Origin of the sequence: Microvirga sp. 2MCAF35, assembly GCF_052115545.1 — a bacterium.
In the GTDB taxonomy this organism is placed as follows: domain Bacteria; phylum Pseudomonadota; class Alphaproteobacteria; order Rhizobiales; family Beijerinckiaceae; genus Microvirga.
The window spans coordinates 69,245-77,276 of the sequence record NZ_JBFRGW010000024.1 but is presented as its reverse complement, the minus strand read 5'-3'; the positions used below and the strand labels follow the sequence as shown (position 1 = coordinate 77,276).

The 8,032-nt window shown below is 64.7% G+C and carries 9 protein-coding genes; 5 read left to right on the top strand and 4 right to left on the bottom strand.

The window, feature by feature from the left end; genetic code table 11:
* Window positions 1-509: 509 nt before the first annotated feature.
* Complete coding sequence (locus tag AB4097_RS13780; RefSeq protein WP_442040425.1) at window positions 510-980, bottom strand: MarR family winged helix-turn-helix transcriptional regulator; 471 nt, start codon at window positions 978-980, stop codon at window positions 510-512.
* Between the two features lie 104 nt (window positions 981-1,084).
* Here AB4097_RS13780 and AB4097_RS13775 point away from each other — a divergent pair, with 104 nt between their 5' ends.
* The 3 genes from AB4097_RS13775 (at window position 1,085) to AB4097_RS13765 (ending at window position 3,061) form a co-directional block, all read left to right on the top strand.
* Window positions 1,085-1,438, top strand: coding sequence for a DUF1428 domain-containing protein (locus tag AB4097_RS13775; protein WP_442040423.1), 354 nt, complete (start codon window positions 1,085-1,087; stop codon window positions 1,436-1,438).
* Between the two features lie 8 nt (window positions 1,439-1,446).
* Window positions 1,447-2,223, top strand: coding sequence for a VOC family protein (locus tag AB4097_RS13770; protein ID WP_442040421.1), 777 nt, complete (start codon window positions 1,447-1,449; stop codon window positions 2,221-2,223).
* A 133-nt stretch (window positions 2,224-2,356) separates the two neighbouring features.
* On the top strand, window positions 2,357-3,061 hold the full coding sequence (locus AB4097_RS13765; RefSeq protein WP_442040419.1) for a DUF899 family protein: 705 nt from the start codon (window positions 2,357-2,359) through the stop codon (window positions 3,059-3,061).
* 15 nt (window positions 3,062-3,076) lie between these two features.
* On the opposite strand, the gene AB4097_RS13760 is transcribed toward AB4097_RS13765, so the two are convergent.
* Both AB4097_RS13760 and AB4097_RS13755 read right to left on the bottom strand, forming a co-directional pair.
* A complete protein-coding gene (locus AB4097_RS13760) occupies window positions 3,077-4,420 on the bottom strand; it encodes a sensor histidine kinase (protein WP_442040417.1) in 1,344 nt (447 codons plus the stop codon).
* Window positions 4,417-5,073 carry a response regulator transcription factor gene (locus tag AB4097_RS13755; protein WP_442040415.1) on the bottom strand — a complete coding sequence of 219 codons (657 nt, stop codon included), beginning with the start codon at window positions 5,071-5,073 and terminating at the stop codon, window positions 4,417-4,419. The genes AB4097_RS13760 and AB4097_RS13755 overlap by 4 nt, the downstream gene beginning before the upstream one ends.
* Before the next feature lie 180 nt (window positions 5,074-5,253).
* On the opposite strand from AB4097_RS13755, the gene AB4097_RS13750 reads away from it, so the two are divergent.
* Window positions 5,254-5,478 (top strand): hypothetical protein, encoded by a 225-nt coding sequence (locus AB4097_RS13750; RefSeq protein ID WP_442040413.1) that lies wholly within the window; start codon window positions 5,254-5,256, stop codon window positions 5,476-5,478.
* Between the two features lie 413 nt (window positions 5,479-5,891).
* Entirely contained in the window at window positions 5,892-6,335 is a 444-nt protein-coding gene (locus AB4097_RS13745; RefSeq protein ID WP_442040411.1) for an ion channel, read from the top strand.
* A gap of 12 nt (window positions 6,336-6,347) precedes the next feature.
* Here the strand turns inward: AB4097_RS13745 and recN are convergent, their stop codons facing one another.
* The gene (gene recN / locus AB4097_RS13740) at window positions 6,348-8,024 is read right to left on the bottom strand and encodes a DNA repair protein RecN (RefSeq protein ID WP_442040409.1); all 1,677 of its coding nucleotides are present in this window, start codon (window positions 8,022-8,024) and stop codon (window positions 6,348-6,350) included.
* Window positions 8,025-8,032: the final 8 nt, after the last annotated feature.

The window sequence follows — 8,032 nt, the reverse complement described above, 5'->3', positions numbered from 1 at the left end:
GCTGCCAAGGGCCTCCTGGCGCCGGCTGCGTGACCGGCGGACAGGACCGTGCCTGCTCCCACAACTTGCGACGCCTCGCGAAGCGCGCCCCTCGTCGGATCAGGCTGTGCAACGATATAGCCAAGGTTGCAGCATCTGTCAAGAACAAAGTGAGAACATGCACTCACCCTCACCACATCCTCCCCCGTCATCACCGGCCTCGTGCCGGTGATCCCGCTTCCTTAGAGCGCTGCGTCCTTCCGATCGGGATGGCCGGGACAAGCCCGGCCATGACGTGGCAGAGGATAGAAACGGAGCGCTCAATTCCCGCGCCCCAAGCTCTCATCCTGAGGGGATTGCGCCGGCAATCCGTCTCGAAATCCCGGACGATGTCCGGGCACGATGTCTGGGCACGAGGGCGCCTCCCGTGCTCTGGACGATCCTTCGAGACGCAGCTGGGCTGCTCCTCAGGATGAGGGCAGAGATTGGCAAAAAGACGTGAGTGGCTGGCTAACGTATCCGCCTCCGATTTACGCCAAAACAGGCACTTTAGATCTTGAAAGCCCCGTCAGCGCGCCGCGCAGGTCACCGGGCTCGAGGCCCGACATGCCGGCTTCGATGGCGGCGTGGAGGTCGCACCAGATTGGAATGGCCGAGGCGAGAGCGTCCCTGCCTTTGTCCGTGAGGCTCAGGAGGCGGTTGCGGCGGTCGTCGGGATCCTTGGAGATGGCGACGAGGCCATCCCGCTCCAGCGGCTTCAGGGCGGCGGTCAGGGTGGTCCGGTCCATGGCGAGAAGCTGAGCCACCGGGGCGATGGAGGGCGGCGCCGGGCGATTGAGCGCGTTCAACAGGGAGAACTGCCCGGACGTGAGCCCCACCGGCCGCAACGCCTCGTCGAACAGGCGCGACAGGGTGCGGGCGGCGCGCTGGACATGCAGGCACAGGCAGGTGTCGCGCACCAGATGGGTGGTCTCGTAGGGAACGTCCCGAAGGTTTGACATGGTCTAATTATGTTGATATCAACTTATTTGTCAAGAAAAACAGGTGTGCCAAGCGCCGCGCGATCGAGCTCACCCGATTCAGCAAGCCCCAAGGGAGATACGCGATGAAGTATGTCGATGGCTTCGTGCTCGCCGTTCCGGCGGACAAGAAGGAGGAGTACCGCAGGCACGCCGCCGAGGCCGCGCCCCTGTTCAAGGAGTTCGGCGCGACCCGCATGGTGGAGTGCTGGGGCGACGACGTGCCGAACGGCAAGGTTACGGATTTCCGCCGCGCCGTGGAGGCCAAGGACAACGAGATCGTGGTGTTCAGCTGGATCGAGTATCCGTCGAAGGAAGTCCGGGACGCGGCCAACCACAAGATCATGACCGATCCGCGCATGGAGGCCATGGGCGAGATGATGCCCTTCGACGGCAAACGCATGATCTTCGGCGGCTTCATGCCGATCCTCGACGTCTGAGGTGCCCCATGGCCAATCATCACGGCGATTTCATCTGGTATGAACTCCTGACCTCCGATGCCGACGCGGCCGCGCGTTTCTACGGCGCGGTGATCGGATGGCAAACACGGGCGGCACAGGGTTCCGATCGCGATTACAGGATCTTCGGAATCCGCGGCGAGGATGTCGGCGGCCTGATGCCTCTGCCGGTCAACGCGGAGCGTGCGGGCATGCGCCCGACATGGCTCGGCTATGTCGCCGTCGACGACGTCGATGCGACGGCGGAGGCCATCGTTCAGGCCGGCGGCGCACAACACATGCCGCCCACCGACATTCCCGGCATCGGCCGCTTCGCGATGCTCGCCGATCCCCAGGGCGTCACGTTCTACGTGATGCGCGGAGCATCGGACGGAACGAGCACGGCCTTCGACCAGAGCCAGTTCGGCCATGGCAACTGGAACGAACTCGCCACCTCGGATCCGGCGGCGGCGCTTGCCTTCTACACGGCCCGTTTCGGCTGGGAGAAGGGCGATGCCATGCCGATGGGCGACATGGGCGAGTACCGGTTCCTGCAGCATCGCGGCCAGACCATCGGAGCCGTGATGAAGCGCATGCCGGAAGGCCCTCCCCCGGCCTGGATGTTCTACTTCGGCACCGAGGACATTGATGCGGCCGCGAAGGCCGTACCGGGCAGCGGCGGCACCATCCATTACGGACCGGCCGAGGTGCCGGGCGGCGTCTTCATCCTCGTCGCCAGCGATCCGCAGGGAGCCCTGTTCGGACTCGTGGGTCCGCGCAAGGCCTAGCGCATCGGACGGAAAAGTGGACCCGGTTTTCCGTCCCGAGCGATGCGCTCTTCAAGAAGTGGAGCATCGGATGGGTCCCAAAAGTGCAAGTCCACTTTTGGGTCCGATGCTCTGAAACGATCCGGAGCATTCCATGACCAAGGACCTTGTCCCCGCCGAGGAACTCGCCCGGCGTTCCCCCGTGCGCTTTCCCAATGAGAGCGCCGCGTACCGCGCCGCACGCACGGCCCTCCTCGCGGAGGAGATCGAACTGCGCCGCCATCTGGAGCGCGTGGCGGCGCAGCGCCGCGCTCTGCCGCCCGGCGGAGAGGTGATCGGCGACTATCGTTTCGAAGGAGAGAACGGCCCGGTGAGTTTCGCCGATCTCTTCGGTGCCCATGAATCATTCGCCGTTTACAGCTACATGTTCGGCCCGCAGCGCGACCGCCCCTGCCCCATGTGCACCAATCTGCTCGGCGCGCTCGAAGGCAACGGTGCCGACATCCAGCAGCGCATGGCGCTCGCCGTCGTCGCCCGCTCGCCGATCGAGCGGCTGATCGCCTGGAAGAAGGAGCGCGGCTGGAAAAACCTCAAACTCTACTCGGACCTCAACGGCAACTATTCCCGCGATTATCACGGGGTGCTGCCGGACGGCTCCGAGATCCCGAGCTTCAACGTCTTCACCCGGCGGGACGGAACCATCCGTCATTTCTGGAGCGGCGAGATGACAGGCGATTCCGCCGATCCCGACCAGGATCCCCGGGGCGCTCCCGACCTCGCGCCCCTGTGGAACGTGCTCGACATGACGCCCGAAGGACGCGGCACGGATTGGTACCCAAGGCTGAATTATGAAACGTGATGGGCAAACGATGACTTAAGCGCCGGAACGGTCCGAACCGCGTGACATCGGAAAAGCCGGAAGATCGACCTTGGCGATCAGGCCGCTGCGATCCGGCCTGTTGCGCAGCGAAAGACGACCTCCGGCCCGAAACACAAGAGCCTTGACGATGGAGAGGCCAAGTCCCGTTCCCTCCTGCTCATGACTCCCACGCACGAAGGGATCGCACACCCGTTCGAGCAGATCGTCAGGAAGCCCGGGACCGCTATCGGCGATCTCGATCTCGGCCCTTCCGGCCGTGCAATGCGCGGTGACGACGATCCGTCCGCCTGGAGGCGTGTAGCGGATGGCGTTGTCGAGAAGATTGGAGACGATCGTTTCGAGATCGTGCCGCTCGGCACACACATGAACGCTCGGCAAAGCCGCGAGCTCCAGCGTGACAGGCTTGCTCTCGGCCAGGGGAGCGACGCCGCGCAAGGCTTCGCGCAGCACGTCGGCCAGATCGACCGGTTGCGGTATCTCGGCAGCCGATGGTGCTTCGGCCCGCGCCAGGGCGAGGAGCTGGCTCGTCAGAATCGACATCCGCCGGAAGCCGAGATCCATGTCGTCGAGAACCTCGGCGGCCGCTCCAGGGTTGGACGCATGGCGCAGATTGCGCGCCTGGATCCGTAGGGCCGTGAGAGGCGTGCGCAGCTGGTGTGCCGCATTGGAAACGAAGCGCCGTTGCGACGCGAGCATGTCCGCGACCCGTTCGAGCGCCTTGTTCATCGCCTGGATGAGCGGAACGATTTCGCCCGGCACATCCGACAGGGCGAGCTGCTGCGTGGAGTCCGGCTGACGCGCCATGAGCTGGCGCGCCAGCTCGTCCACCGGCGCGAGAATCCGGCCGACGAGCCACCGAACGAGCAGGGCCGATATAGGAATGAGGAGCAGCGTCGTGACGATGGCGGGCAACGCCGCCATGAGGGCAAGCTCCCGGCGCACGCTCGCTCTTTGAGAGACCTGGATGGTGCCGTCGTCCAGCACCCAGGTGTAGCTGCGCCACTGCCCGCTTGGCGCATTGAAATTCGAGAATCCGGTTTGCGCCTGACGCGGCAGGTCGAATCCGGACGGAAAGGATTTCAGCAGGTGTCCGTCCGCGTCCCAGGCCTGAACGACGAGCATATCCTCGGCTTCAAGCGGCGGCGCCGGCATCTGCGCCAGATCGTCGACGGAGCTGACCACGTTGAAGGCGATCTCCCGCATCTGATCGTCGAGGAGATTCGCCGGATCCTGCTGAGCCGCGATATACGCTCCCAGCCCTCCGAGAAGACCGAAGAGGATCAACAGGGCAGTGAACCAGACCGTGAGACGCGTGCGGAGCGATTTGCGGCGTTTCATTTCATCACCATCCAGCCGACACCGCGAACGTTGCGGATGATGTCGTTGCCGAATTTGCGGCGGATGTAGTGGATCAGCACGTCCACCGCATTGCTCTCGACCTCTTCGCCCCAGCCGTAGAGCGCGTCCTCGAGCTGCTGGCGGGATAAAATCGTGCCGGGCCGCTCAAGCAGGGCCTGCAGAAGCGCGAACTCCCGCGCCGGAAGAAGCTGCGTGGCGCCCTTGTAGGTGACCTCGTGAGCGGCGAGGTCGAGGACGATCTCGGAGGAGCGGATCTGCGACGTGGCATGCCCCGCATGACGGCGGACCACCGCCCGGATCCGCGCCGCGAGTTCGTCGAAGTCGAAGGGCTTCACGATGAAATCGTCCGCCCCGAAATCCAGCCCGGCCACCCGGGTCTCGATATCGTCGCGCGCCGTGACGATGAGCACCGGCGTCGCATCCCTGCCGCCACGCATCTCCTTGAGCACATCGAGGCCGGCCTTGTCGGGCAATCCGAGATCGAGCAGGACGATGGAATAGCGGTTCACCCTCAAGGCAGCGAGCGCATCGTCTCCCGCTCGCGCCCAATCGATCGCCGCTCCCGATCCCTCGAAAGCCCGTGTCAGACTGCGTCCGATCAAAGGATCGTCTTCGACCAGGAGAACCCGCATGATGGCCGCTCTCGATGCAGGATGAGTTCAATCCGGGAGGCGATGAAAGGCAATCGCGCAATTTGCCGCTTGAAGTGGCGCACGGAGCCAGACCGTTTCGGCCCTCATTCTCCCCTAATTCAGGTGCCGTAGGATCCTCGTCAGGTACCCACAGGTACTGTCATCGAATGGAGACAATCCATGAAACATCTGCTGATCGCGATGTCGACACTGGCCTTCCTCGCAGGCGCCCCGCTGGCCGCGCAGGCGGCGACGTCGTCGTCCACCCATCCCAAGCACGCCACCGTCCGGCACCATACGGCTTCCAAGAAGAGCCATATGAACGAGGCGAAGAAAAACGCTTCGTGCCCAGCGGGATCGACCAGCGCGGCTTGCCATCCGTCGTCCACGGGTTCGGTCCGTTAGAGCATCGAACGCAAAAGTGGGAACCGGTTTTGCGTGCAAAGATGCGAGAAAGCAAAAACCTGGAGCATGGGACGTGAGGTCGAATTCACGTCCAATGCCCTAGAGTCGATTGTTTTCTGACGAGCGCATCGGCTTGATCCCGGAGGTCGCGAGTTCCTCCGGGTCCGATACATCAGAGCATGTTTCGGCGAAAGGGATCCGGTTCGCCGGTATGCTGGCCAAGGGAAAGCGGAAAGCTGCTTTCTCGCAACGGGTAACATCCACCCTCTGGCGCCTCCACCTGTGTCCGAATGGCGCTCCCTCCTCGGAGTGCCCTTTTTCGGGGCTCGGCTGCGAAGAGACAACTTCGATCATCCTCGTCGCGGCCGTGCATGATGCGTCCCGTTGTTCGCTAACCCCCGTGGGCAATCTTCATGGAAACAGTGATTGCCACGATCGCCCTGACGTTCACTCCCTTGATGCTGACCGTCGTCGTTCATTACGAAGCGCTCAGCGGCCTGTCGAAGGTGCTGCAGAAATCGACGATCCAGTCACATCCGAAAGTTCTCGTCGTGGTGTTCGGAGTCATCACGGCGCATTTCGTGGAAATCGCCATTTATGCGCTCGCATACTGGATCGCGGATACGGGTTTGAACATCGGCGATTTTGGCGGCAACAGGGCCGTCAATTTCGCCGATTACCTGTTCTTTTCCGCAGAGACTTTCAGCACCCTGGGCATCGGGGACATCTTTCCGCTCGGCATGATGCGGCTGATCGCGAGTCTCGAATCGCTGAACGGGATCGTCCTCATCGGATGGTCGACGTCGTTCACATACCTGAGCATGTCCCGTTACTGGGCGGGCAATTCGCTCGAATGAAGCGGGGTAGCCTTAATGAGCCGCCGCGTCGAGCAGCCGCGCGGCTGCCGCGCGCGCTTCCTCGGTGATGGTCGCGCCGGCGAGCATGCGGGCGATCTCCTCTCGGCGCGGCGTGGCCTCGAGTGGGATCACGCGGGTCGCGACCCGGTCCTTGGCGCCGCGCACGCCTTCCTTGGCGATGAGGAAATGACTGCCGGCCTTGGCCGCGACCTGCGGTGCATGGGTCACGGCCATGACCTGGACCTTCTCCGCCAGGCGCGCGAGGCGCTGGCCGATGGCGTCGGCCACCGCGCCGCCGACGCCGGTGTCGATCTCGTCGAAGACCAGGGTCGGGGCCGAACCCTTGTCGGCGAGGACGACCTTGAGGGCCAGCATGAAGCGGGACAGCTCGCCGCCGGAGGCCACTTTCATGAGGGGGCCCGGGCGGGTGCCGGGATTGGTCTGGGCCCAGAACTCGACGCGCTCGAAGCCGCTGGGGTCACGGCTGGTCTCGTCGATCTGGATGTCCGTGATGAACCGGGCCCGCTCCAGCTTGAGAGGCGGCAACTCGGCCTGAACGGCGGTATCGAGGGCCTGTGCGGCTTTCTTCCGGCCAGCGGAGAGCGCCTTCGCGGCCTTCACATAGGCGGCGTCCGCTTCCTTGAGAGCCTTCTCCAGGCCGCCGAGCTGCTCCTCGCCGGCATCGATGGCCGCGACATCCTCCTCGAAGCGCTTGCGCAGAGCCGCGAGGTCGTCCGCAGGAACATCGTATTTGCGGGCCGCGGCGCGCAGGGCGAAGAGGCGCTCCTCCGTCTGCTCCAGCTCGCGCGGGTCGTATTCGGTGGCGCGGATCGCCTGTTCGAGGGCCTCCCTCGCCTCGTCGATGGCGACGAGCGCGGCATCCAGGGCCTTCACGCTGGGCTCCACGAGCGACGGGGCCTGAGCGCCGCGGCGCTCGAGCTTGCGCACGGCCGCCGAGAGTTCATTGACCGGGGAGGTGTTGCCGGCGACGACCTCATAGGCCTCGTTGAGGTCCTGGGCCACCTTCTCCGACTGCATCATGACGACACGGCGCCCGGCGAGCGTTTCCTCCTCCCCGGCCAGCGGATTGAGCTTGGTCAGCTCCTCCACCGCATGGCGCAGGAAATCGGCCTCCCTGCGGGCCTTGTCGATCCGGTTGCGGTGCTCATGCAGGGCATGGCGTGCTTCGCGAACGCGACGCGAGGCGTCGCCGACGGCCTGGATCTCACCCGACAAGCCACCGAAGGCATCGAGGATCGCGCGGTGCGTGGCCGGATCGACCAGCGCCCGGTCGTCGTGCTGGCCATGGATCTCGACCAGGGTCGCGCCGATGGCCTTGAGCACCTGCACGCTGACGGGCTGGTCGTTGACGAAGGCTCGGGTGCGCCCGTCGGCCACCTGGACCCGGCGCAGGATCAGGTCGCCGTCGACGTCGATATCAGCATCGGCCGCGATGCGGCGGGCCGGATGGTCGAGGGGGCAGTCGAAGACGGCCGTGATCTGGCCCTGGGCTTCGCCATGGCGCACGAGGGAGCCGTCGCCGCGGCCGCCGAGGGCCAGGGCGAAGGCATCGAGCAGGATGGATTTGCCTGCGCCTGTCTCACCCGTGAGGACGCTCAGCCCCTCATGGAAGTGCAGCTCAAGCCTGTCGATGAGGACGATATCGCGGATCGTCAGCTGGATGAGCATGGATGGTG

What these genes read in the sequence shown, in the direction of transcription:
- AB4097_RS13760 (WP_442040417.1), bottom strand. Translation starts at nt 4,420, where the DNA reads ATGAAACGCCGCAAATCGCTCCGCACGCGTCTCACGGTCTGGTTCACT.
- AB4097_RS13775 (WP_442040423.1), top strand. Translation starts at nt 1,085, where the DNA reads ATGAAGTATGTCGATGGCTTCGTGCTCGCCGTTCCGGCGGACAAGAAG.
- AB4097_RS13780 (WP_442040425.1), bottom strand. Translation starts at nt 980, where the DNA reads ATGTCAAACCTTCGGGACGTTCCCTACGAGACCACCCATCTGGTGCGC.
- recN (WP_442040409.1), bottom strand. Translation starts at nt 8,024, where the DNA reads ATGCTCATCCAGCTGACGATCCGCGATATCGTCCTCATCGACAGGCTT.
- AB4097_RS13750 (WP_442040413.1), top strand. Translation starts at nt 5,254, where the DNA reads ATGAAACATCTGCTGATCGCGATGTCGACACTGGCCTTCCTCGCAGGC.
- AB4097_RS13755 (WP_442040415.1), bottom strand. Translation starts at nt 5,073, where the DNA reads ATGCGGGTTCTCCTGGTCGAAGACGATCCTTTGATCGGACGCAGTCTG.
- AB4097_RS13770 (WP_442040421.1), top strand. Translation starts at nt 1,447, where the DNA reads ATGGCCAATCATCACGGCGATTTCATCTGGTATGAACTCCTGACCTCC.
- AB4097_RS13745 (WP_442040411.1), top strand. Translation starts at nt 5,892, where the DNA reads ATGGAAACAGTGATTGCCACGATCGCCCTGACGTTCACTCCCTTGATG.
- AB4097_RS13765 (WP_442040419.1), top strand. Translation starts at nt 2,357, where the DNA reads ATGACCAAGGACCTTGTCCCCGCCGAGGAACTCGCCCGGCGTTCCCCC.